At 71.3% G+C, this 23,651-nt stretch carries 20 protein-coding genes; 11 read left to right on the forward strand and 9 right to left on the reverse strand.

The genetic code is table 11. The features are described 5' to 3' along the window. Window positions 1–436: 436 nt before the first annotated feature. Together ACWEEU_RS11665 and ACWEEU_RS11670 are read left to right on the forward strand one after the other, a co-directional pair. Window positions 437–1,483, forward strand: a complete 1,047-nt coding sequence (locus tag ACWEEU_RS11665) for a hypothetical protein (protein WP_451731141.1) — start codon at window positions 437–439, stop codon at window positions 1,481–1,483. Next, window positions 1,471–2,085, forward strand: coding sequence for a hypothetical protein (locus ACWEEU_RS11670; RefSeq protein ID WP_451731144.1), 615 nt, complete (start codon window positions 1,471–1,473; stop codon window positions 2,083–2,085). The genes ACWEEU_RS11665 and ACWEEU_RS11670 overlap by 13 nt, the downstream gene beginning before the upstream one ends. A 76-nt stretch (window positions 2,086–2,161) precedes the next feature. Here ACWEEU_RS11670 and ACWEEU_RS11675 read toward each other — a convergent pair whose 3' ends face one another. Then, complete coding sequence (locus tag ACWEEU_RS11675; protein WP_385746684.1) at window positions 2,162–2,563, reverse strand: hypothetical protein; 402 nt, start codon at window positions 2,561–2,563, stop codon at window positions 2,162–2,164. 195 nt (window positions 2,564–2,758) lie between these two features. Here ACWEEU_RS11675 and ACWEEU_RS11680 point away from each other — a divergent pair, with 195 nt between their 5' ends. The 4 genes from ACWEEU_RS11680 to ACWEEU_RS11695 all read left to right on the forward strand — a co-directional run bounded on the left by ACWEEU_RS11680 (window position 2,759) and on the right by ACWEEU_RS11695 (window position 8,089). Next, window positions 2,759–3,457: a DUF3105 domain-containing protein gene (locus ACWEEU_RS11680; RefSeq protein WP_451731147.1), complete on the forward strand. Its 699-nt coding sequence runs from the start codon at window positions 2,759–2,761 to the stop codon at window positions 3,455–3,457. Then, window positions 3,454–4,080, forward strand: coding sequence for a DUF305 domain-containing protein (locus ACWEEU_RS11685; RefSeq protein ID WP_451731150.1), 627 nt, complete (start codon window positions 3,454–3,456; stop codon window positions 4,078–4,080). Before ACWEEU_RS11680 ends, ACWEEU_RS11685 begins: the two co-directional genes overlap by 4 nt. A 203-nt stretch (window positions 4,081–4,283) precedes the next feature. Beyond that, entirely contained in the window at window positions 4,284–6,251 is a 1,968-nt protein-coding gene (locus ACWEEU_RS11690; protein WP_385746690.1) for a S53 family peptidase, read from the forward strand. Window positions 6,252–6,334: 83 nt separating this feature from the next. Then, window positions 6,335–8,089, forward strand: coding sequence for an NAD+ synthase (locus tag ACWEEU_RS11695; protein WP_451731153.1), 1,755 nt, complete (start codon window positions 6,335–6,337; stop codon window positions 8,087–8,089). Between the two features lie 70 nt (window positions 8,090–8,159). Here ACWEEU_RS11695 and ACWEEU_RS11700 read toward each other — a convergent pair whose 3' ends face one another. From ACWEEU_RS11700 to ACWEEU_RS11720, 5 genes are all read right to left on the reverse strand, one after another. Continuing rightward, window positions 8,160–8,936 (reverse strand): MHYT domain-containing protein, encoded by a 777-nt coding sequence (locus tag ACWEEU_RS11700; protein WP_385750939.1) that lies wholly within the window; start codon window positions 8,934–8,936, stop codon window positions 8,160–8,162. Window positions 8,937–9,101: 165 nt separating this feature from the next. Beyond that, entirely contained in the window at window positions 9,102–10,343 is a 1,242-nt protein-coding gene (locus ACWEEU_RS11705) for an MFS transporter (protein ID WP_385750941.1), read from the reverse strand. Between the two features lie 104 nt (window positions 10,344–10,447). Beyond that, window positions 10,448–11,497, reverse strand: a complete 1,050-nt coding sequence (locus ACWEEU_RS11710; protein ID WP_385750942.1) for an endonuclease/exonuclease/phosphatase family protein — start codon at window positions 11,495–11,497, stop codon at window positions 10,448–10,450. A gap of 181 nt (window positions 11,498–11,678) precedes the next feature. After that, window positions 11,679–12,314 carry a TetR/AcrR family transcriptional regulator gene (locus ACWEEU_RS11715; protein ID WP_451731157.1) on the reverse strand — a complete coding sequence of 212 codons (636 nt, stop codon included), beginning with the start codon at window positions 12,312–12,314 and terminating at the stop codon, window positions 11,679–11,681. Window positions 12,315–12,429: 115 nt separating this feature from the next. After that, a complete protein-coding gene (locus ACWEEU_RS11720; protein ID WP_385750946.1) occupies window positions 12,430–14,016 on the reverse strand; it encodes an MFS transporter in 1,587 nt (528 codons plus the stop codon). Window positions 14,017–14,201: 185 nt separating this feature from the next. Between ACWEEU_RS11720 and panB the strand changes: the two genes are divergently transcribed. Next, window positions 14,202–15,065, forward strand: a complete 864-nt coding sequence (gene panB / locus ACWEEU_RS11725) for a 3-methyl-2-oxobutanoate hydroxymethyltransferase (RefSeq protein WP_451731161.1) — start codon at window positions 14,202–14,204, stop codon at window positions 15,063–15,065. A gap of 92 nt (window positions 15,066–15,157) precedes the next feature. Here panB and ACWEEU_RS11730 read toward each other — a convergent pair whose 3' ends face one another. Continuing rightward, window positions 15,158–15,892 (reverse strand): helix-turn-helix domain-containing protein, encoded by a 735-nt coding sequence (locus ACWEEU_RS11730; RefSeq protein ID WP_385750951.1) that lies wholly within the window; start codon window positions 15,890–15,892, stop codon window positions 15,158–15,160. A 254-nt stretch (window positions 15,893–16,146) separates the two neighbouring features. Between ACWEEU_RS11730 and ACWEEU_RS11735 the strand changes: the two genes are divergently transcribed. The 4 genes from ACWEEU_RS11735 (at window position 16,147) to ACWEEU_RS11750 (ending at window position 19,766) form a co-directional block, all read left to right on the forward strand. Next, window positions 16,147–16,812 (forward strand): DUF4097 family beta strand repeat-containing protein, encoded by a 666-nt coding sequence (locus tag ACWEEU_RS11735; protein ID WP_385750954.1) that lies wholly within the window; start codon window positions 16,147–16,149, stop codon window positions 16,810–16,812. Between the two features lie 175 nt (window positions 16,813–16,987). Beyond that, window positions 16,988–17,818 carry an alpha/beta fold hydrolase gene (locus tag ACWEEU_RS11740; RefSeq protein WP_451731164.1) on the forward strand — a complete coding sequence of 277 codons (831 nt, stop codon included), beginning with the start codon at window positions 16,988–16,990 and terminating at the stop codon, window positions 17,816–17,818. An 89-nt stretch (window positions 17,819–17,907) separates the two neighbouring features. Further along, window positions 17,908–18,945 (forward strand): ATP-binding cassette domain-containing protein, encoded by a 1,038-nt coding sequence (locus tag ACWEEU_RS11745; protein ID WP_451731167.1) that lies wholly within the window; start codon window positions 17,908–17,910, stop codon window positions 18,943–18,945. Then, window positions 18,942–19,766: an ABC transporter permease gene (locus ACWEEU_RS11750; protein WP_451731170.1), complete on the forward strand. Its 825-nt coding sequence runs from the start codon at window positions 18,942–18,944 to the stop codon at window positions 19,764–19,766. The genes ACWEEU_RS11745 and ACWEEU_RS11750 overlap by 4 nt, the downstream gene beginning before the upstream one ends. A gap of 11 nt (window positions 19,767–19,777) precedes the next feature. Here ACWEEU_RS11750 and ACWEEU_RS11755 read toward each other — a convergent pair whose 3' ends face one another. Both ACWEEU_RS11755 and ACWEEU_RS11760 read right to left on the reverse strand, forming a co-directional pair. After that, window positions 19,778–23,056, reverse strand: coding sequence for a BTAD domain-containing putative transcriptional regulator (locus ACWEEU_RS11755; protein WP_451731173.1), 3,279 nt, complete (start codon window positions 23,054–23,056; stop codon window positions 19,778–19,780). Then, on the reverse strand, window positions 23,053–23,535 hold the full coding sequence (locus tag ACWEEU_RS11760) for a DUF6578 domain-containing protein (protein WP_451731176.1): 483 nt from the start codon (window positions 23,533–23,535) through the stop codon (window positions 23,053–23,055). Before ACWEEU_RS11760 ends, ACWEEU_RS11755 begins: the two co-directional genes overlap by 4 nt. Window positions 23,536–23,651 lie beyond the last annotated feature (116 nt).

A 23,651-nucleotide genomic window follows, 5' to 3' on the forward strand; every position in this document is an offset into this window, starting at 1 on the left:
CCGGACCGGCGCCTCGCCGGATCGCTCCTCCCGGTGACGGCCGGGACGGCACCGGCGGTTTCCGTCGGGCCCGACACGCCCCTCGGCGCGGATTTCCACCCCGGCATACCGGTCGACCCGTTTACGGGTCCACAATCGACACACCCCGCTCCGGATCACGCCGGACTTTCGCCGGCCATCTTTCCGGCATATCCAGAAAGCATACGCGGAGAGCATCCCGCGCCTTCCCCGGGCAATCCTCGGCCGCAAAAGATCGCACCAAAGAGCCGGAAAGATTTCTTTGCAGGAAGGAATGAATCCGCACTTGATCTTCACTTTTCACCGCCCCTACGGTTGGCGCCGGTTCAAAGGGGGGGGCGTCTCACAGCAGGCGCACAGTCCGCTCTGAATCATTCGCACGGTTCCATTTCATCTCCCACACGAGCAAAGGAACCTGATGTCCCGATTCAGACCACGCCGAGTGGTCCCGGTCGTGTTGTCCGCCTCGCTGCTCGCGCTCGGGGCGCCGGCGATCGGCGCGCACGCGGCGCCCAGCGTCTGCACCGACATGACCGACGCGTTCGCCCCGAGCACGGCGGGCCCCGGCTGCCCCGGGTCCACTCCCACGCCGACCCCCACGCCGACCCCGACGCCGTCCTCCACGGGCATTCCCGGAGTGAGCATCGGCAGCGACGGGTGGATCACCTACTCGGACGCCGCGACCGACCAGCTCGGCGTGACGGGCACCGTCACGACCCTCGACGGAACGGTCCAGGACGACGGCAGCTGCCAGTTCGACTACACCCACACCCTCACGGCGGCGGCCACCACCTATCAGCAGGAGGTCGGCTACAACCCGGCCACCTGCCAGGACCGCATCCTCACCGGCTCCATCACCCCCAGCCAGGAAGCCACCCTGATCTCCCCCGCCGACTCCAACACGGTGGACCCCGAGGTGCCCCAGAACAGCTCCGCCACCGGTGACGCCAGCGCCGGCGTCACCCCCGTCGTGCAGCCCTACAACGAGAACGGCGCGGCGGTGACGCCGGACTCGACGTCGTACAGCAACGCGCACACCAAGACGGCGTGGATCGACCCGATCAACGTCACCATCACCTCGCTCGCGACCAACCTCAAGTGGCCGCTGTACGGCGCCAGCGGCAGCGTCACCGCCCGGAACAACGCCTACAAGTTCAAGTACGACGGCTGGTCGACGTCCGGCACGCCGAAGCCGTCGATCAGCTCGGTGAGCGGAGGCTGGAAGACCGGGGGCGCCGAGACCTTCAAGAACACCGACTTCGAGGACCTGGTGATCGCCCTCCTGGGCCTGGCCGGGTACGCCGCCTGCGGCTTCAACTCCGACACCGCCGTCTTCAAGCACAACGTGCACGTCTACGGCTACCGGGACGGGTCCTCCTACCACACCTGGAGCGACAGCAAGTCCGGCGGATGCTCGAACCTGGTGCACCACCGCACCTCTCACGGCCACGGATGGACGAGCTGACCATGAGCCCGCTCGCCGGGCCGTCCCGCGCGCCCCGTCCTCGACGGGCGGGCGCGTGGGGCGTCGCCCCTCTCCTGACCTCGCTCCTCGTCGCGGCCACGGGCTGCTCCGCCGGCACCGGCACGCCGGGCGCGTACGGCGCGGCCGACGCCACACTCCGGAAGGATCCGGGATCAGTGGCCGTGCACTACTCGACGGCCCTTTTCTCCGGAAAGTTCGGTACGGCGTCGTCATTCGTCCTGCCGCGCGAGCGGGGGGTTTTGAAGGTCCTGTTCGCCGGAATGACCAGCTCATCGGTCCGGTCCCGGAAACTCGCCATCGGGTCCGTGCACACGAAGGGCGCCACCGGGACCATTGTGATGACCGGCGAAATATGCAGCTCGGGGGTCATTCCCAAGGGAGCGACCACTGCCCCGCACCACAACGAGAAATGCGTCGAGAATCACCGGCCCGACAGCAAGAACCCCGCCTTCCGGGTCGCGGTCTGCCAAGAGTCCGAAAAGTGGTACGTCTGCTTTCCGAAATTCGACGCGCTGATCCGCGGAGGCACGTCGTCCGCGACGGAACAACAGGCGGTTCCCAGCCCCTCGTCCGGCCGGTAGACGCTAAGGGGAAACCGGCGGAACGGAACCCCCTTCCGGTCGCGCTCGCCGCGGCGGCCGGAAGGGGGTTCGTCCGTCAGCGCAGCCCGCGGCGCCGACGGTCGAGCACGAGGAAGGCCAGGACGCCGGCGACGAGCAGGATCGCACCGGCGATCAGGAAGGGCTGCGGTGCGTACTCCTGGGTGCACGTGCTGGACCCGGCCGCGGAATGGCATACATCACCGGGGCCGTCCCAGTTCAGGTAGGCGAGATAGAAGAGCGGCAGGCCGAGACCCGCGATCGCACCCACGAGGGCGTTGCGGTGCCCTTTCCGCAGGAGCACCGCCGCGCCGACGGCACCCACGGCGATCAGGGCGACGCCCACCGACAGCAGTGCGGCCAGTCCGAGAGCCAGGCAACCGCCCACCGCGAGCCAGCCGAGGAACCAGCCCCACTCCGAGTTCCGATCGTTCCGAACCGCATCAGCCTTGCTTGGCACCGCGCCTCCCGTTGAGGGTGAGCCTTGCGACGAACGGATCCTGATGTCCCGAGCCCTTCATCGTATCGCCTGACATGCCTGCGACACAGCCCTGGAGATCCGTTCCGGCCGTCCTCGCCAACCACGCGGATCACCGCACTACGATCAGCGCGACCCGCCGTCCCGACGCCCCCGACTCAGAGAAGGACACACACCATGGGTTCCGCCAACCACACGACCGGCGCGGCGCGCAAGGCGCACATCGAGGAGATGCGGCGGACCGAGCACGCGCGCAAGCGACGCAACCGGATACTCGCCGTCGCCGCGAGCGTGGTGGTCGTCGCCGGGCTCGTGGTGGGCGGTGTGGTGCTGGTGCGGGCGCAGTCGGACGGCTCGGACGGCTCCGGGAAGAAGGACACCTCCGCGAGCGGTGACGCCAAGAACAGCGCGGGCGACTCGGGGCACTTCACCACCGGCAAGGACGGGGTGCGGACCTGGTCGGGCAAGCTCTCGCGCACGCACGTCACGACCAAGGTGACGTACCCGATGCACCCGCCGGTCGGCGGCAACCACAACCCGGTGTGGCTCGACTGCAACGGCACGGTCTACGACAAGCCGGTGCACGACGAGAACGCGGTGCACGCACTGGAGCACGGCGCGGTGTGGGTGACGTACACCGGCGCGGCCGGCAAGGCGGACGTGAGCGCGCTCGCGGCCAAGGTGAAGCAGACGCCGTACTCGCTGATGAGCCCGTACGAGAAGCAGGACGCCCCGCTGATCCTCTCGGCCTGGGGCCACCAGGTGGCGGTGAAGAGCGCGAAGGACCCCGAGGTGAACAGGTTCTTCGCCACCTATGTGCAGGGCAGGCAGACGCCCGAGCCGGGAGCCTCCTGCACGGGCGGGGTGATGCAGTGAGGCGTGCGCTGACGGGGTGGGCCGCCGGGGCCGCGGTACTCGCGGTGGTGGGCGCCGGGGCGGCGGGGTACGCCGCGGGCGGGGAGCCGGACACCACGGGTACGCCCACGGCCGCGTCCGCCGACGCCGGGTTCGCCCGGGACATGGCCGTGCACCACCAGCAGGCCGTGGAGATGTCGTACATCGTGCGCGACCGCACGAAGGACACCGAGGTGCGGCGGCTCGCGTACGACATCGCGCAGACCCAGGCCAATCAGCGCGGGATGCTGCTGGGCTGGCTGGACCTGTGGGGGCTGCCGAAGGTGTCGGCGGATCCGCCGATGACCTGGATGGGCATGGGCGACATGCCGCCGGGCCAGGACGGCGCGCTGATGCCGGGGATGGCCACCAACTCCGATCTGCGCAAGCTGAACTCACTGAGCGGCAAGCGGGCCGAGGTCTTCTACCTCCAGCTCATGACGGAGCATCACCGAGGCGGCGTCCACATGGCCGAGGGGTGCGTCCAGCGGTGCACGGTGGGTCCGGAGAAGCGGCTCGCGCGGGGCATGGTCGCGGCGCAGCGCTCCGAGATCCAGTTGATGGCCGAGATGCTCAAAAAGCGTGGCGTACAAGCGGGTTCGTAAGCCGCCGGGCAGACGAAGCGCCCAAATCCCCCACGAATAAGCTCACTTGGGTTTCTCTTGACCCTCCCGTTTACCTGACATGAACGGTTCATCACAAGAGTGGCCCCATCGTGTGATCGCTCCGCCGGTCCCAACCGCCGCGGGCAGGCGCGTCGCGCACGACGATCCGGCCACTACATGCGAATCGCATCGCAGGGGGTTTTATGAGATCCAACCGCGCCAGGACGCGCGCCGGTGTGAGCATGGCGGCGACGCTTCCGATGATCGCCGGCGCGCTGACGCTCGGCATACCCGCGGCCCACGCCGCGGACGGCCCGGCCCGTGACGCGCTGGCGGGCACCCGCCCGGCGTGGGCCACGGCCAAGGCGGACAAGGGCGCCACCGCCGACAGCGCCCGGGTGCAGGCCCGTGTCTACCTCGCCGGGCGTGACGCCGCGGGGCTCGCCGCCTACGCCAAGGCGGTGTCGGACCCGGCCTCGCCGCAGTACGGCAAGTTCCTCAGCGCCAAGCAGGCCGCGTCCCGCTTCGGGGCGACCAAGGCCCAGGTGTCCGCGGTGAAGTCCTGGCTGAAGTCGGCCGGGCTCGACGTCACCGAGGTCACCGCGCACTACGTCTCCGTGTCCGGCGATGTCGCCGCCACCGAGAAGGCGTTCGGCACCCAGCTCCACAACTTCACCAAGGGCAAGCACACGTACCGCGCCCCGCAGCGCACCGCCTCGGTCCCGGCCGCCCTCCGGGGCGCCGTGCTGACGGTCACCGGCCTGGACAGCGCGCCGCACAAGTCGCACCGGGCCGACCAACTGCCCGGCCCGGCGTCCGCGTTCAAGAACGCCGGTCCGCTCTCCTCGTACTACGGCGAGAAGGTCGCGACCAAGCTCCCGGACGCGTACGGCCAGAAGGTCCCCTACGCGATCAAGGGCTACACCGGCAAGCAGTTGCGTGCCGCCTACGGCGCCGGCGACTACACCGGCAAGCACGTCCGCGTCGCCATCACGGACGCCTACGCCTCGCCGACCATCGCCTACGACGCGGGCCGCTACGCCAAGCGCAACGGTGACGCGGCCTGGAAGACCAGCCAGTTGCACCAGGTGCTGCCGAAGAAGTACACGCACACCTCGGCCGACGAGTGCGACGCCTCCGGCTGGTACGGCGAGGAGACTCTCGACGTCGAGGCCGTGCACGCGGTCGCGCCGAACGCGGACGTGACCTACGTCGGCGCCGCCTCCTGCTTCGACGACGATCTGCTGGACTCGCTCAGCAAGGTCGTCGACCGGCACCTGGCGGACATCGTCTCCAACTCGTGGGGCGACATCGAGGCCAATCAGACCCCGGACCTGGCCGCCGCGTACGACCAGGTGTTCCAGCTCGGCGCGGTGCAGGGCATCGGCTTCTACTTCTCCTCGGGTGACAACGGTGACGAGGTGGCCAACACCGCCACGGACACCACTCCGGGCGTGAAGCAGGTCGACACCCCGGCCAACTCCGCCTGGGTGACCGCGGTCGGCGGTACGTCGCTGGCCGTCGGCCAGGGCGACACCTACCAGTTCGAGACCGGCTGGGGCACCGAGAAGGCGACCCTGTCGGCCGACGGCAAGAGCTGGACCGGCTTCCCCGGCCCCTTCACCTCGGGCGCGGGCGGCGGCACCAGCCGTACCGTGGCGCAGCCTTCGTACCAGAAGGGGATCGTCCCGGACGCGCTGGCCGACGTCCACCACAAGGCCGGCAACCGCGTGGTCCCGGACATCTCGGCCGTGGCCGACCCGAACACCGGTTTCCTGGAGGGCATCACCCAGGCCTTCCCCGACGGGACCGTGAAGTACGGCGAGTACCGCATCGGCGGCACCTCGCTGGCCGCCCCGGTCATCGCGGCGGTCCAGGCGCTGGCGCAGGAGGCGCGCGGCGGCAAGGCGATCGGCTTCGCCAACCCGTCGATCTACCAGCGCTACGGGAAGAAGGGCCTCTTCCACGACGTCACGGACAAGCCGACCGGCACCGACCTCGCGGTCGCCCGGCTCGACTTCGTGAACGGCGTCGACAAGTCCGACGGCGTGACCACCTCGGTCCGCAGCCTGGGCAAGGACAGCTCGCTGTCCGCGGTCAAGGGCTACGACGACGTGACCGGCGTGGGCTCGCCCTCGAACGGCTACGTGCGGTCGTACAAGGGGCACTGATCCCTAGCCGCTGACGTGGGGGCGTGAGGTGTCAGACACCTCGCGCCCCCACATCGCGTCGCTCTGACGATTACACTGGGCGCGTGCCTCAACTTCGTCTCGCCCTGAATCAGATCGACTCGCGCGTCGGCGACCTCGCGGGGAACGCCGAGGCGGTCGTCCGCCGGACCCGGGACTCCGCCGAGCGCGGCGCGCATCTCGTCGCCTTCCCGGAGATGGTGCTGACCGGGTATCCCGTCGAGGACCTGGCCCTGCGCTCCTCCTTCGTCGAAGCCTCCCGCGCCGCGCTGCGCGCGCTGGCCGCCAGGCTGGCCGAGGAGGGCCTCGGCGAGGTGCCGGTGGTCCTCGGCTATCTGGACCGCTCGGAGACCGCGCAGCCGAAGTACGGCCAGCCGGCCGGCGCCCCGCGGAACGCGGCGGCGGTGCTGCACCGCGGCGAGGTGGTCCTCACCTTCGCCAAGCACCACCTGCCGAACTACGGCGTCTTCGACGAGTTCCGCTACTTCGTGCCCGGCGACACCATGCCGGTGATCCGCGTGCACGGCGTGGACGTGGCCCTCGCCATCTGCGAGGACCTCTGGCAGGACGGCGGCCGCGTGCCCGCCGCCCGCTCCGCCCACGCGGGGCTGCTGCTCTCGATCAACGCCTCGCCGTACGAGCGCGACAAGGACGACACGCGCCTGGAGCTGGTGCGCAAGCGCGCCCAGGAGGCGGGCTGCACCACCGCCTACCTCGCCATGGTCGGCGGCCAGGACGAGCTGGTCTTCGACGGCGACTCGATCGTGGTCGGCGCGGACGGCGAGGTCGTCGCCCGCGCGCCGCAGTTCGAGGAGACGCTGCTGCTGCTCGACCTGGACCTGCCCGCCGCCGACGCGGACGCCCCGGCCGGTGTCGTGGACGACGGTCTGCGCATCGACCGCGTGGTGCTGTCCGAGGACCCGGTGCCCGCGTACGAGCCGGAGTTCCCCGGCGGGCACGCCGAGCACCTGGACGACGACGCCGAGGTGTACGGCGCGCTGGTGACGGGCCTGCGGGCGTATGTCGTCAAGAACGGCTTCCGCTCGGTGCTGATCGGTCTGTCCGGCGGCATCGACTCGGCACTGGTGGCCGCGATCGCCTGCGACGCGATCGGCGCGGAGAACGTGTACGGCATCTCGATGCCGTCGAAGTACTCCTCCGAGCACTCCCGGGGCGACGCGGCCGAGCTGGCCCGGCGCACCGGCCTGAACTTCCGTACGGTCTCGATCGAGCCGATGTTCGACGCGTACATGGGCGCGCTGGGCCTGTCCGGTCTCGCGGAGGAGAACCTCCAGTCGCGGCTGCGCGGCACGCTGCTGATGGCGGTCTCCAACCAGGAGGGCCACATCGTGCTGGCGCCGGGCAACAAGTCCGAGCTGGCGGTGGGCTATTCGACCCTGTACGGCGACTCGGTGGGCGCGTACGGCCCGATCAAGGACGTGTACAAGACCTCGGTGTTCCAGTTGGCCCGCTGGCGCAACAAGGTGGCCGAGGAGCGCGGGCAGACCCCGCCGATCCCGGAGAACTCGATCAGCAAGCCGCCGAGCGCGGAGCTGCGTCCGGACCAGGTGGACACGGACTCGCTGCCGGACTACCCCCTCCTGGACGCGATCCTGGAGCTGTACGTGGACCGGGACCAGGGCGCGGACGCGATCGTGGCGGCGGGCTTCGACCCGGCGCTGGTGACGAAGACGCTGCGGATGGTGGACACCGCCGAGTACAAGCGGCGCCAGTACCCGCCGGGCACGAAGATCTCCGCGAAGGGCTTCGGCAAGGACCGCCGTCTGCCGATCACCAACGGCTGGCGCGAGTCGGTGTGACGCGCAATAGCGAAGGGGCGCCCGGTCTTCCGAGACCGGGCGCCCCTTCGCCTTCGCCGTACGGCGGCCGTCAGCCGACCGGGGTGCGCGGGCGGGAGAAACGCGGGGCGGGTTCCTGCTCGTCACCGGCCACGAGCAGCGGGTCGAACATGACGACCACGGCCGCGAGGATCAGGAAGACGGCCGGGCCGAGCAGCATGGGCAGCACCAGGGAGGCGGCGTCGTCGCCGTAGCCGGAGGCGCCGGAGTGGACGTGGACGTCGACCGCCGCCATGCCGGTGTAGTGCATACCGGTCACGGCGACGCCCATCACGAGGCTGGCGACGAGCGCGGGGACGAAGCCCCGGATGGAGACGGCGGCCCACAGCGCTGCCGTCGCGGCGACCACGGCGATGATCACGGAGAGCGCGACGATCGGGTTGTCGTACGTGATGGTGCCGTTGACGTGCATCGCGGCCATGCCGAGGTAGTGCATCACCGCGACGCCGAGTCCCGTGATGACGCCGGCGGTGGCCAGCGGGACGGGGGCGATGCCGCGGTAGCCCACGATGAACATGCCGACGCTGACCATGACGATCGCCACGATCAGGCTGAGCACGGTCAGCGGGGCGTCGTAGGTGATGTTCGCGCCCGGGACGGAGAAGCCGATCATGGCGATGAAGTGCATACTCCAGATGCCGCAGCCGAGGGCCGCCGCGCCGAGGCCGAGCCAGGCGGCCTTGCGGCCCTTCTCCGCGTGCACGGTGCGGACCACGCAGCGCAGTCCGAGAGCGGCGCCGAGGCAGGCCATGAGGTAGGCGGCGAGCGGTGTCAGCAGCCCGTAGTCGAATCCGGCCGTGCCCTGCATCGGGGTCCTCTCCCTATTTCCAGTTGTGACAAGCGTGTCTTTTGCGACTGTTGTGACTGGAGTGACTTGTGTCGGTGATGTGAAGCTTCACGGGAGAGATCGTGAACTTCAAGCCACTCTGGCGGGAAACGAGTGAATGTTGCACAACTGTAGTTTGCGCGATCTTCACCGTCGTGAACGCTCGTTCTCCTGCGGGAGATGGGTAGCGACCAGCCGTCCTGTGGAGCGGTGCGCCATACCGGTTTGCGTAAGCGTCGCCGCCCGCTTGCGGTCCACGCCGTACGCCACCGCCGCCACCGCGAGACCGAGGACGGCGAGAGCCGCTCCGGCGAGCGCCGGGGAGGTGACGCCGAGGCCCGCCGCGAGGGCGAGGCCGCCGATCCAGGCGCCGCCCGCGTTGGCCAGGTTGAAGGCCGCCTGGTTGGCCGAGGACGCCAGCGAGGGCGCGGCCGCGGCCTTGTCCATCACCATCAACTGCAGCGGCGAGCCGGTGACGAAGGCCGCCATGCCGAGCAGGGCCACCGCGAGCGCCGCGCTCCACTCGGCCCGCATCATCAGCGGGAACAGCAGCAGGACCGCGCCGAGCGCGGCCAGGCCGCCGAAGAGGGTGCCGCGCATGGCGTGGTCGGCGAGCCGTCCGCCGAGCAGGTTGCCCGCCGTGGCGCCGACGCCGAACAGGGCGAGCAGCAGGGTCACGCTGGCCGGGTCGAACCCGGCGGCGCCGGTGAGCATCGGGGTGATGTAGCTGTAGGCGGCGAAGAGCGCGCCGAAGCCCGCGACCGTGGTGCCGAGCGCCAGCCAGACCGGCAGGGACTTCAGCGCGGCCAGCTCCCCGCGCAGACCGGCCGGGGAGGCGTGGGTGTGGTCGTGCGGGATGAGCAGCGCGAGCGAGGCGATGGCGGCCAGGCCGATGGCGCTCACCCCGAGGAAGGTGGCCCGCCAGCCCAGGTGCTGGCCCATGAGCGTGGCGACGGGCACGCCCGCGACGTTGGCGACGGTCAGGCCGAGGAACATCAGCGAGACCGAGCGCGCCTTGCGTTCGGGGGCGACCATGGAGGTCGCGACGACCGCGCCGACGCCGAAGAACGCGCCGTGCGGCAGCCCGCTCAGGAAGCGGGCGGCGAGCAGGGACTCGTAGCCGGGGGCGAACGCGGAGAGCGCGTTGCCCGCGACGAACAGGGCCATCAGGCCGATCAGCACCGTGCGCCGGGACATCCGCGCGGTGAGCGCGGCCAGCAGCGGGGCGCCGATGACGACACCGAGCGCGTACGCCGAGACCAGATGCCCCGCGGTCGGGATGGATATGTGCAGGTCGTCCGCGACGTCGGGCAGCAGGCCCATCATCACGAACTCGGTCGTACCGATGCCGAAGGCGCCGACAGCGAGGGCGAGCAGGGCCAGGGGCATGAGGGGACCTCTCAGAGCAGTGCCGTACAGGGGATGGGAAACGCCTATGTTCCCGTACGGAACAAAGTCTCTCAGGTCCAGTATTCCAGCGGATGCGAAGCGGGTTAAGACTCTGTGTCGAGACGGACCCGGGCGGCCACCGGGAGGTGGTCGCTGTCGGTGCGCGGCAGGGTCCAGGAGCTCTGCGGCTCGACGCCCTTGACCATGATCTGGTCGATCCGGGCCATCGGGAACGCGGCCGGCCAGCTGAACCCGAAACCGCTGCCCGCCGCGCCCTGCGTGGAGCGCATCTGGGAGGTGACGGCGTTCAGCGAGCGGTCGTTCATGGTGCCGTTGAGGTCGCCGAGCAGCACGACCCGCTTGAGCGTCTCGTCCGCGATGGCCTCACCGAGGGCGTCGGCGCTCTTGTCGCGCTGCCGGGCGGTGAAGCCCGCCTTCAGTTTCACGCGCACGGAGGGCATGTGGGCGACGTACACCGCGACGAGCCCGTCGGGCGTGGCCACCGTGGCCCGCATCGCGCGCTTCCAGCCGAGCTTGATGTCCACGGCGCGGACCTGGCTCATCGGGTACTTGCTCCACAGCCCGACGGTGCCGACCACCGCGTGGTACGGGTACTGCCCGGACAGCGCCTGGTCGTAGGTGCCGACGGCGGGCGCGGGCAGCTCCTCCAGGGCGAGCAGGTCGGCCCCGGAGGAGGCGACGTCCCGGGCGGTGGCGGCGGGGTCGGGGTTGTCGGCGTTCACGTTGTGGGTGGCCACCACCAGGTCGCCGCCGGTGCCGGACTTGTCGGTGAGCAGCCCGCCGAAGAGGTTCAGCCACACGATGGCCGGGAGCAGCACCGCGATCAGCGCGGTCGCGGACTTGCGCAGCAGCCCGACGAGCAGCAGCACCGGGATCGCGAGGCCGAGCCAGGGCAGGAAGGTCTCGGTGAGGCTGCCGAGGTTGCCGACCCGGTTGGGGATGCGCGAGTGCAGCAGCATGACCAGGGCGAGCAGCAGCGCCAGGACGGCCGTGACCGCGCCCCGGCGCCAGATGCGCGGATCGTCGCGCCAGCCGCCGAACAGACGGTGCGCCAGGCGCCGAAGCCGGGATGCCGGTCGCTCGGGCCCCGAGCCGCCGTTGTCCGTCTCCGTCATGTACGCCTGCTGCGCCATACCGTCTGCCTCACTGCCTGCCGTGCGCTCCGTCATCCCCCCGTGTGTGTCTACGACCCTAGGGGATGAACGGCTCCGTTCCGCCGTCCCATGACGGCCGTTCGGAAGTCGAGGACGAACGGATGGGCCGGGTAGTTCCGTTACGGCCGTTCCGCGTGGGTTCTGTGACGAAACGCGTACATCAGCGCTGATCGGAAGGCGTGCTGACGGGGCGTAGGCCCGCGAGGACAGTGTCGACGATCACGTCGGCGAGGTCCTCGGGCAGGTCGGCGTCGGGGCGCAGGACGGTGCGGGCCAGCATGGGGCCGACGAACATGTCGTTGGCCAGGTCCACGTCGACGTCGGGCCGCAGTTCGCCCTCGCGCTGGCCCCGGCGCAGCACCTCCGTCATCAGGGCGCGTCGGGGCGCTATCACCCCGGCCTGGTAGGCGGCCCAGATGCGCGGGCTGCACTTCGCCTGGACGAACACGTTGTGCATGATGGCCGAGGAGCGGCTGACCAGACCCCGGCGGCGCAGGGTCTCCAGGAGGACGACGAGGTCGTCGCGCATGGAGGTGCCGGGCAGCTCGGGATCGGCGGGTTCGGCGGCGCGCATGACGTCGACGAACAGTTCCTCCTTGCCGCTCCAGCGGCGGTAGATGGTCGCCTTGCCGACTCCGGCGGTCCGCGCGACGCGCTCGATGGACAGCTCCGCGAGGGGCACGCCCTCCTCCAGGAGCTTCATCGCGCCTTCCAGGATGGCGCGTTCCACGGCTTCGCTGCGGGGCCGGCCCCGGGCGGGGCCGGCCTGCGGGGGCCGGCTGTCGGCAAGGCTCACGTCGTCTCGTCCTCTCACTGTGCTGCGGCGATTGTCCCGCAGCCGCCTCCTCCCCCGTTGTCGTACCGTCCCTACCCGGCGCGTGGCGCGGTGATCCGTCCGCCGCGCCGCGTGATCAGTCCGCCGCGGCGACCAGTTCCTTCTCGCTGTCCTGCGCGGTTCCGGCGGGCGTCCTGCCCGGCAGGAAGAGCGCGGTGACCACGGCCCCGATCAGCGCGACGCCCGTGCCGCACAGGGCGGTGACGTGCATGGCGTGCAGGAAGGCGTCGTGGGCCGGGGTGATCAGACCCTGCCCCCGCGGGCCGAGCTTCGCGGCGACGCCGAGGGTGGCCTCGATGGACTCGCCCGCGGTGTCGCGCAGGGCGGGCGGAAGCAGGCCGAGCTTGCCCTCGATGCCGTTGCGGTAGGCCGTGGAGAGCACCGAGCCGAGCACGGCGATGCCGAGGGCGCCGCCGACCTGGCGGAAGGTGTTGCTGAGCGCGGAGGCGGAGCCCGCCTTCTCGCGGGGCAGCGCCTGCATGATGACGACCGAGGTCGGCGTCATGATGTGCGCCATTCCGGTGCCCATGAGGAAGAAGACGACCTCCAGGAGCCAGATCGGCGTGTCGGCCTCGAAGGTCGCGAACGCGGCCAGCGTGGCGGCGATGAGCACCAGACCGGCCGTAGTGGTGGCCTTGTTGCCGAACCGGTCGACCAGGAGCCGGGCGCGCGGCGCGAAGATCATCTGCGCGGCGGCCAGCGGCAGCATCAGCACGCCCGACTCCAGCGGCGAGTAGCCGCGCACGCTCTGGGTGTAGAAGACACCGAAGAACGTGACGCCCATGAGGGCGAAGAAGACCAGCGCGATGGCGCTCATGGCGGCCGAGAAGACCTTGTTGCGGAAGTAGGTGACGTCCAGCGAGGGGTGGTCGCTGCGCTTCTCGAAGATCACGAACGCGGCGAGGATCACCAGTCCGGCGATGATCGTGGCCAGCACCTTGGGGTCGGTGAAGTCGGCCAGCTCGCCGCCCTTGATGATGCCGTAGACGAGCAGCACCAGGCCGACGACGGACAGGACCACGCCGATCGGGTCGAGGCGGCCCGGCTTCGGGTCGCGGGAGTCGGGGACCAGCCAGAGCATCAGGCCGAGGGCGAGGATCACGATCGGCACGTTGATGAGGAAGACCGAGCCCCACCAGAAGTGGTCGAGCAGCGCGCCGCCGGTGATCGGGCCGATGGCGATGCCGAGGCCGACGCCGCCCGCCCAGATGCCGATGGCCTTGGGCTGCTCCTCGCGCTCGAAGACGTTCATCAGCACGGCGAGGGTCGCGGGCATGACGAAGGCGGCACCGAGGGCCATCACCGCGCGGTAGGCGATGAGCTGAGCCGGGGAACCCGCCTCGGCGGCCAGCGCCGAGCCGATGCCGAACACGACGATGCCGCCGAGCAGCACCTTCTTGCGGCCCAGGCGGTCACCGACGAGACCGGCGGTGAACAGCAGCCCGGCGAAGACGAGCGTGTACGAGTTGATCGCCCACTCGATCTCGCTCTGGGTGGCGCCCAGGCCGGTCGGCGCCGGGGTGGCGATGGTCTTGATGGCGACGTTCAGGATCGAGTTGTCGAGCACCACGATGAGCAGGCTCAGCATCAGCACGCCGAGGATCGCCCAGCGGCGCTTGTGCACCGCCTCCGGTATCCGGGGTGCGGGGACGGAAATTGTCATGCGTTCGAGCCTAGGGCCATTTCAATACGGAACCGTCTCGTATCTGAATTACTTTACCCAGCCCTTACACAAGAGGGCTTGCGAGGGCACCTCCCTCTGGCCAGGTCCGGCACGAGGTGCCACCATGGAGGCGATCCGGGGACGCCGAAAGGGCGCCTCGAGATGACCTGTAAGGAGCCGTTGCCATGACGCAGCTCTCGGCTGCCCAGACGAAGCCCTCCGACGGCAAGACGCTGTACGGAGGAAAGGGCACCCGTCGCATCACCGTCCGCGACATCGCACTCGCCAAGGAGCGGGGCGAGAAGTGGCCCATGCTCACCGCCTACGACGCGATGACCGCGTCCGTCTTCGACGAGTCCGGCATCCCCGTCCTCCTCGTCGGCGACTCGGCGGGCAACTGTCACCTCGGCTACGAGACGACCGTGCCCGTCACCCTCGACGAGATGACCACCCTCTCCGCCGCCGTCGTCCGCGGCACCAGCCGCGCGCTCATCGTCGGCGACCTCCCCTTCGGCTCCTACCAGGAGGGCCCGGTGCAGGCGCTGCGCTCGGCCACCCGGCTGGTCAAGGACGCCGGGGTCGGCGCGGTCAAGCTGGAGGGCGGCGAGCGCTCGCACGAACAGATCAAGCTGCTCGTCGAGGCCGGCATCCCGGTGATGGCCCACATCGGCCTCACCCCGCAGTCCGTCAACGCCATGGGCTACCGCGTCCAGGGCCGCGGCGAGGAGGCGGCCCAGCAGCTCCTGCGCGACGCCAAGTCGGTCCAGGACGCGGGCGCGTTCGCCGTCGTCCTGGAGCTGGTCCCGGCGGAACTCGCCGCCGAGGTCACCCGCGTCCTCCACATCCCGACGGTCGGCATCGGCGCGGGCCCGGACACCGACGCGCAGGTCCTCGTCTGGACCGACATGCTCGGCCTGACCTCCGGCCGGGTCCCCAAGTTCGTCAAGAAGTACGCGGCGCTCCGCGAGGTCATGACCGACGCGGCGAAGGAGTTCGCGGAGGACGTCGTGGGCGGCACGTTCCCGGCGGAGGAGCACTCCGTCCACTAGACCCACCCGCGCACCGGCACCATCTGGACCACTGCGGAAACACCAAGGACGGCCCCGTCGACTTCCCCCATCGACGGGGCCGTCCCCCTGTTTCAGGGGGTGTCGTCCGTGGCCGTCGCGGGCTTGGCGTGGAGGACTTCGCGGGCCTGTTCTGCGGCTCGGGTCATGCTCTCGCTGATGAAGTCGAGGAAGCGGGCGATGTTCTCCAGACGGGCGGCGGCGGGGGTGTCGCGGCCGAGGACCGCGGCTCCCTCCCTTGCGGTCCTGACCAGCAGGTCGTGGGACCGGGCGGCCGCGATGGTCGACTGGTAGAAGAGTTCGTTGTCGACGGTGTAGCGGTCGCGGCGGCGTTCGTCGCGTTCCCGGCGGACCAGGCTCTGGCCCTCCAGGAAGGTGATCGCCTTGGAGATGGACGCCGGACTGACCTGGAGGTGCCGGGCGAGTCCGGACGCGGTGAGGCTGCCCGAGTCGGAGGTGTACAGGCAGGTCAGCACTCGGGCCGTCATCCTGGGCAGGCCCGAGGCCATCAGTACGGTGGTGAACGTCTCCTCGTACTCGGCCACGGCCGCGGCGTCGCGCCCGTGCGGCTGCGGGGCCGCCTGAGGCTCTCCGGAGGAGGCGGGCCTGCGCCGGTGGGCGCGGCGTTCGGTGGCCCGGTGGGCCAGGTCGGCGCGGTAGGCGGTGGGGCCGCCGTTGCGCATCACCTCGCGCGTGACCGTCGAGGTCGGACGGCCGATGCGGCGGGCGATCCCGGCATAGGGGAGGCCGTCGGCCAGCCCCATCGCGATCTGCTGGCGTTCCTGCTGGGTGAGTCTGCCTCCCGGCATCGCGATCCCCTCACTCGTTCCCCGGCCTCGGCGCGGTCCCCCGCGCGGCCCGATTTCCCCCACCGTAGCGTTCACTTCTCGCTCATTGCAATGGAGGGCGCAGTAGCCGTTGCATTGAATTTAGAACCGTTGCAACACTTTTACCGCTTTCACCTGCACATATATAAGCGGGATGCAATAAGGACGTTGTCGCCATTTGGAAAGCAACGTAGCGTTTCCGATGTCAGAAAGAGCGAGCGACACGGGAGAGCATGATGCAGAAGTTCGACACCACCGCCCCGATCTCCGCCGTCCTGGACATCCCCGCCGGACGCGTCCAGTTCATCGCCGCCGACCGTGCCGACATCACCGTCGACGTCCAGCCCGCCAACCCCGCCAAGGGCCGTGACGTCAAGGCCGCCGAGCAGACCGCCGTCGCCTTCGCCGACGGCGTCCTGCGGGTCACCGCCCCGGCCGCCGACAGGCAGCTCTTCGGCCCCTCCGGCTCCCTGGAGGTCACCGTCCAGCTGCCCGCGGGCTCCAGCGTCGAGGTCAAGGCCGCCGCCACCGGGCTGCGCGGCGTCGGACGCCTGGGCGACGTCGTCTTCGACGGTGCCCACCAGCAGATCAAGATCGACGAGGCTGCCGGCGTCCGCCTCACCGTCACCGACGGCGACGTCGAGATCGGCCGGCTGAGCGGTTCCGCGGAGATCAGCACCGCACGGGGTGACATCCGCATCGCCGAGGCCGAGCGCGGCACCCTCGTCCTGCGCACCCAGTCCGGGGACATCTCGGTCGGCGCGGCCGCCGGCGTCTCGGCCGCCCTGGACGCCGGCACCGGCTACGGCCGGGTCGGCAACACCCTCAAGAACGACGGCACCGTCGAACTCGACATCCGCGCCACCACCGCCCACGGCGACATCACGGCGCAGAGCCTCTGAAGCGACGCCCGCGACACCTGAGAAGCAGCACCCGGACGGAGCGGCCGCGCCCACCGCGACCGAGATCCCCTCGGTCCGCGCCGAGGGCGCGGCCGCCCGTCCGGGGAACCCCGCGCTCCCCGCGCGAGTGCCTTGAGAAGCCGCGCACGACGCCTCACGAGACCAGGTGGAACACATGACGAAGCACAGCACTTCCGCGACCGGCTCCCCGTGGAGCGGCATGGTGCCGGTCGACGACACGGCCCTTGCCGTCACCGACACGGGCGGCCCCGGTGTCCCCGTGGTCTACCTCAACGGTCAGTTCGCCACCCAGGGGTACTGGCGGCGCGTCATCGCCGAACTGGGCCCGCGGTGGCGGCACATCTCCTACGACGAGCGGGCCCGCGGCAGGTCGCGGCGCTCGGCGGACTACTCCTTCGAGGCGGCCGTCCGGGACCTCGACGCCGTCCTGGCCGCCCGGGGTGTGGACCGGGCGCTGGTGGTGGGCTGGTCCTACGGGGCGGTCGTCGGCGCGCACTGGACCGCCCGGAACCCGGAGCGTGCCGTGGGCGCGGTTCTGGTCGACGGCGCGTTCCCCTACGACTGGCTCGACGAGGCCATGGAGCAGCGCATCCGCAAGCTGTTCCGCCGGCTGAACCTGTTCATGCCGCTGCTGCGTCCGACGGGTCTGACCCCGCGGATGAACGCCGGGCAGATGGCGGACAGCAACATCGAGCTCGGCAGGCTCTCCCGCGAGCGTGAACTCGGCCCCGTGCTGGACGAGATCACCGTCCCGGTGCGGTACGTGGTCGCTTCGGGGACGTCCTTCGGAAGCCGTGGCGACGAGCAGGAACGGATACGCGCCAGCCTCGACGCGGTGACCGCCCGCAACACGAACATCCGGATCGCCGCGAAGGTCGCCGCCCACCACGGCGCGCTCCTGAGAAAGGACTTCCCGGCCATCGCCGCGGCCGTGCGCGAGGTCGCCGCCCTCGACCGGGGGGAGCGGAGCCCGGCGGCGGAGTGAGGCGGAGCCGACGGGTGCCGGGAGCCGTGCCGGTTCGTCTGTCGGGCGTCTGTCGGTGGATTGTCGGTGGGGCGTGGGACCTTGTGGGCATGACACGAATCGATGAGAGTTCCGACGGGCGCCGGGTGGCGGTTTCCGTGCGGGGGCTGGTGAAGCACTACGGGGAGACCAAGGCGCTGGACGGGGTCGACCTGGACGTGCGGGAGGGCACCGTGATGGGGGTGCTCGGGCCGAACGGGGCCGGGAAGACGACCCTCGTGCGGATTCTGTCGACCCTGATCACGCCGGACGCCGGTGCGGCGATGGTCGCCGGGTACGACGTCGTACGGCAGCCCCGTCAGTTGCGCCGGGTGATCGGCCTGACCGGCCAGTACGCCTCGGTGGACGAGAAGCTCCCCGGCTGGGAGAACCTGTACATGATCGGCCGGCTGCTCGATCTGTCCCGCAAGGACGCCCGCGCCCGCGCCGACGAGCTGCTGGAGCGGTTCTCGCTGACGGAGGCCGCCAAGCGCCCCGCCTCCACGTACTCCGGCGGTATGCGGCGGCGCCTGGACCTGGCCGCGTCGATGATCGGCCGCCCGAGCGTGCTGTTCCTCGACGAGCCGACCACCGGACTGGACCCCCGCACCCGCAACGAGGTGTGGGACGAGGTGAAGGCGATGGTCGGCGAGGGCGTGACCGTCCTGCTCACCACCCAGTACATGGAGGAGGCCGAGCAGCTCGCCTCCGAGCTGACCGTGGTGGACCGGGGCAACGTCGTCGCCGCCGGTCGGATCGAGGAGCTGAAGGCCCGCGTCGGCGGCCGCACCCTCCGCATCCGCCCGGTGGACCCGCTCCAGCTCGGCCCGCTCGCCACGATGCTGGACGACCTGGGCATCACCGGCCTCGCCACCACCACCGTGGACCGCGAGAACAACACGCTGCTGGTGCCGATCCTGAGCGACGAGCAACTCACCGCCGTCGTCGGCGCGGTGACCGCGCGCGGCATCACCATTTCCTCCATCGTCACCGAACTCCCCAGCCTGGACGAGGTGTTCCTCTCGCTCACCGGCCACCGCGCCAGTGCCCCGCAGGACGCCACGCCCGCCGACTCCGACTCCGACGCCCGCGAAGAGGTCGCCGTATGAGCGCCAGCACCCTCACCGCCCCGGCCGACACCACGGCCGACAGCCGCATCACCCTGCGCGGCCACCTGCGGCACACCGGCGCCCTCGTCCGGCGCAACCTGCTCTGGATCAAGCAGGACCCCGAGTCGATGTTCGACGCGCTGCTGATGCCGATCATCTTCACCCTGCTGTTCGTGTTCGTCTTCGGCGGCTCGATCGGCAAGGCGCTGGGCGGCGGTCAGGACCAGTACGTCCAGTACGTCATCCCCGGAATGCTCGCGATGATGAGCATGACGATGTCGCAGGGCGTCGGCACCGGCTTCAGCCAGGACTTCAACAGCGGTGTGATGGACCGCTTCCGCTCGCTGCCGATCGGCCGCGGCTCGGTGCTCTTCGCCAAGATCGGCGTGGAGCTGGCCCGGATGCTGTTCGCGACGGTCGTGCTGATGATCGTGGCGGTGCTGGTCGGCTTCCACATCACCAGCTGGCCCGGCCTCTTCGCCACGGTGGGCCTGTCCACGCTCTTCGCGTCCTCGATCATGTGGGTGTTCCTCACCCTCGGCGTCGTGATGAAGAGCGCGCAGTCCGTGCAGGCGATGGGCTTCCTGGTGCTGTTCCCGCTCCAGTTCGGCTCGTCCATCTTCGCGCCGACACAGTCGATGCCCGGCTGGCTCCAGGCGTTCACCGACTACAACCCGCTGTCCACGCTCGCGGACGCCGCGCGCGGTCTCATGGTGGGCGGTCCGGTGACGCACGACCTGTGGGTGACGGTGGGCTGGTCGGTGGCGATCACCGCCGTGATGGCCCCGTTCTCGATCTACAAGTTCCGCACCAAGAGCTGACCTTGACGCGCTCACACCAGGGCGGTGGCCTCCACGAGGGAGAGGCCACCGCCCTCGGCGTACGCGGCGCCGAACGCGGCTTCGCCGAGGGCTTCGCGGACGAGGGCCTCGGCGCGGTCGTAGGCCGCCTGCTCCACCTGGGAGCGCAGATGCCCGTTCGGTATGAGGGCCACCGAGGCGCCGAGGCAGCGGGCGGCGTCCACGGCACGCGCGGGGTCGCCGGTGGCCGCCAGGGCCTGGGCGGCGGCGGTGAGGCAGAGGGACGGCATCTGCGGGACGACGACGTCGCACAGCGGGTCACCGGCCAGCCCCAGCGCACGGCGGACCGATTCCAGCGCGCGCTCCACGTGTCCCTCCTCGACGTCCAGCCACGTCTCCTGGGTGAGGATCATGGCGTCGAAGACGACGAACCGGGAGAGGACGAACTCCTCACGCAACCGCTGGAGTTGTTCGCGGGACTCGGCGGTCCTGCCGTCCACGAGGAGCCAGGCGGCCAGAAACAGCCGGGCCACCGGCATCGCCTCGCTGTGACTGCCGTCCAGCTCGTGGACGACCTCGCGCAGCAGGCGTTCGCCGCGCTCCTTCTCCCCCGCCTCCATCAGCATGTTGCCGAGGCGGGCGCCGAGGACGGCCAGCTGGGCGCGGGCGCCGAGGTGTTCGGCGTGCTCCATCGCGCCCTCGTAGTCGGCGGCGGCCTCGCGGCTCATCCCCTTGCGCTCATGGGCCTCCCCGCGCGCGGACAGCGCCTCGGCGATGCCCCACGCGTCGCCGAGGCGCCGGTAGATCTCCAGTGCCTCGTCGGCGTCGCGGGCGGCGTCGCCCGCCCAGCTGGCGCGGTTGGCGAGCAGGTTGGCGCGGGTCTGGAGGGCGCCCGCCAGTTCCCATTCATAGCCGGGGGTCTCCCGGCAGGTGCGCACGGCGGCGTCGGTGATCTCGGGCAGCCGGCCGGCGCCGTTGACGAGCATCTCCGCGAACCACCAGAGCATTCCGGGCGAGCGGCAGGTCTGGGGCATACCGGGGTGGTAGACCTCGGTGACGACGCGGAGCTTGTCCCGCGCGCCCGGGCTCTGCCAGGCCTCCAGGTCGGTGTCCATGCAGGCGAGGTGGGCGAGGTGCAGCCCGCGCCGGGCCTCGGCGAGGAGTTCGCCGGTGAGCGGGGGCGGGGTGTCGGTGCAGCGCTCCCACACCGGCTCGGCGCGCCGGATCGGTTCCGCGAAGGGGTCCGGGCCGAGCGCCATGACGTCCTCGCACCAGGCCCGGGTCTCCAGGCGCTGGTCCCGCATCTGCCAGTACCAGAGCAGGGACAGCACCAGGATCAGCCCCTCCTGCTCGTCGCCCACGGAGACGGCGTGCCGGAAGGCGGTACGCAGGTTCTCGTACTCCAGCTGGAACAGGCCGATGGCCTCGCGCTGGCGGGGGCCGCGCAGCAACGGGTCGGTGGTGCGGGCGAATTCGCGGTAGTAGGTGAGATGGGCGCGCTCGGCGGTGAGGCGGCCGCCCGTCTCGTCGAGGCGCTCCCCCGCGTACTCGGTGACGGTCTCCAGGAGCCGGTAGCGCATCCCGCCCCCGGCCGAGGGGGTGGCCACCACCAGGGACTTGTCGACCAGGGAGCCGAGCGCGTCGAGGGCGGCGGGGCCGCAGACGGCCTCGGCGGCGGCGAGGTCGCAGCCGCCCGCGAAGACGGACAGGCGGCCCAGGACCTCGCGTTCGTCCTCGTCCAGGAGTTCCCAGGACCAGTCGACCACGGCGCGCAGGGTCTGCTGGCGGGGCAGCACCGTGCGGCTGCCGGAGGTGAGCAGCCGGAAGCGGTCGTCGAGCCGGTCCGCGATCTGGCGGGGAGTCAACATGCGCAGGCGGGCGGCCGCCAGCTCGATCGCGAGGGGCAGTCCGTCCAGGCGGCGGCAGATCTCGGCGCACGCCTCGGGATCGGCCTGGATCTCGAAGCCGGGCCGGGCCGCGGCGCCCCGGTGGCCGAGCAGCCGCAGCGCGACCGGCTCCGGCAGCGGCTCGACCGGACGCACCAACTCCCCCGGAACGCCGAGGGGTTCGCGGCTGGTGGCGAGCACGGTCAGCCCGGGGCAGGCGGCCAGGAGGCGTTCGGCGAGCCGGGCGGCGGCGTCCACCACGTGCTCGCAGTTGTCGAGGATGATCAGCATCCGGCGCCGGGCGCAGTGCTCCACCAGGCGCTCGACGGGGTCGCCGAAGCGTTCGGAGACGGCGCGGGCGCCCTCGACGCCCGCGCCGTGCAGCACGGTCTCACGGGCGCCGATCGCGGTGAGCACGGCCTGCGGGACGGCTTCGGGCTCGTCCACGGGCGCGAGTTCGGCCAGCCACACGCCGTCGCGGACGGTGTCCCGGACCGCCTCGGCGGCCTCCTGGGAGAGCCGGGTCTTGCCCGCGCCGCCGGGGCCGAGCAGGGTGACCAGACGGGAGGCGGCGAGGTCGGCGCCGATGGCCTCGATGTCGCTCTCGCGGCCGACGAAGGAGGTGAGCCGGGCGGGCAGGTTGCCCGGCGCGGGACGCGGGGCGGCGGCCTGGACGGGTCTCGGGGGCGGCGGGGCGTCCTCGGTGAGCAGCTCGGCGTGCAGGGCGCGCAGTTCGGGCCCGGGGTCGGAGCCGAGCCGGTCGGCGAGCAGGCGGCGTACCTCCTCGTAGGCGGCCAGCGCCTGGGCGGGGCGGCCCGCGTCGCGCAGGGCGCGCAGGCGCAGGGCCTGGAGGGGTTCGTCCAGCGGGTGGCCGTCGCAGAGGGCGGCCAGCTCGGGCAGGGAACGCTCGCCCTGGCCGAGGGCGAGGGCGGCGGTGTGCCGGGCGCGCAGGGCGTCCAGGCGGCGGGCCTCCCAGCGGGCGGCCTCGGCGGTGCGGTCGGGCAGGTCGGCGACGACCTGCCCCTGCCAGAGGGCGAGGGCGTCGTCGAGCATCCCGGCGGCCTTGGCCGGGTCGCCGTCGGCGAGGGCGCCGAGGCCGTCGGCGGTGAGCCGGTCGAAGCGGGTGAGGTCGACGTCGTCGGGGGCGGCGGTGAGCCGGTAGCCGCCGTCGGCGGAGGCGATCGCGTCGGCGCCGAGGGCGCGGCGGAGGCGACCGATCAGCGCCTGGAGGGCTCCGGCGGCGTCGGCGGGCGGGTCGGCGCCCCACACCTCGTCCACGAGGACGGCGGCCGGTACGGTCCGCCCGGCCCGCAGCGCGAGCACGGTCAGCAGGGCACGCAGCCGCGCCCCGCCGACGGGGACGGCCGAGCCGTCGGGGCGGAGGGCCTGCGTGGTGCCGAGAAGCCGATAGCGCACGGTGTTCATTGTCTCCGGTCGGCCCGGCGGGATCGGCGGCGGGCACGGGATGCCGCGGGCGGGGACGCGGAGGGCCCGTCCGGGACCTCCAGGGTGACGAGGGCGCCGCAGGTCCGGTGGACCAGGGTGCCGGACTTCTCGGTGCCGGACTCGGAGGTGCCGGACTCGAAGGTGTCGCCGTCGAACCACTTGGGGCAGGTGTCCACCGCCTCCAGGCTCCAGGAGCCGGGCACCGGGCGAAGCGTGGGCGACTCCTGCGGGCGGAACTCGTAGGCCGTCCGGACCAGCTCGACCCCGCGGACCAGGCCCTCGGTCGCCGGACCCCGCCCGCCGTGGTTCTCCACCCAGGCCCCCGCGCCGTACGCCCCGCCCGGGTCTGCGGCCTTCCGCACGGCGACGAGGTTCCAGCCGACCCGGTCACCGACCGAGAAGGGGTCGCCGCAGCACCCCATCTGCCAGTCCTCGTAGAAGACCTTCATCAGCGCCATCCCCACAGCCTCGCGGAACCGGGGGCCGGTGGCGAGGCGTTTTCCCGGCGAGTCCCGGCCGGGTACGGTCGGGCACCCGACCGTCCGCCCGATCCGCGCCCCGCCCCGCCCGATCC

This window comes from Streptomyces sp. NPDC005004, assembly GCF_053600675.1.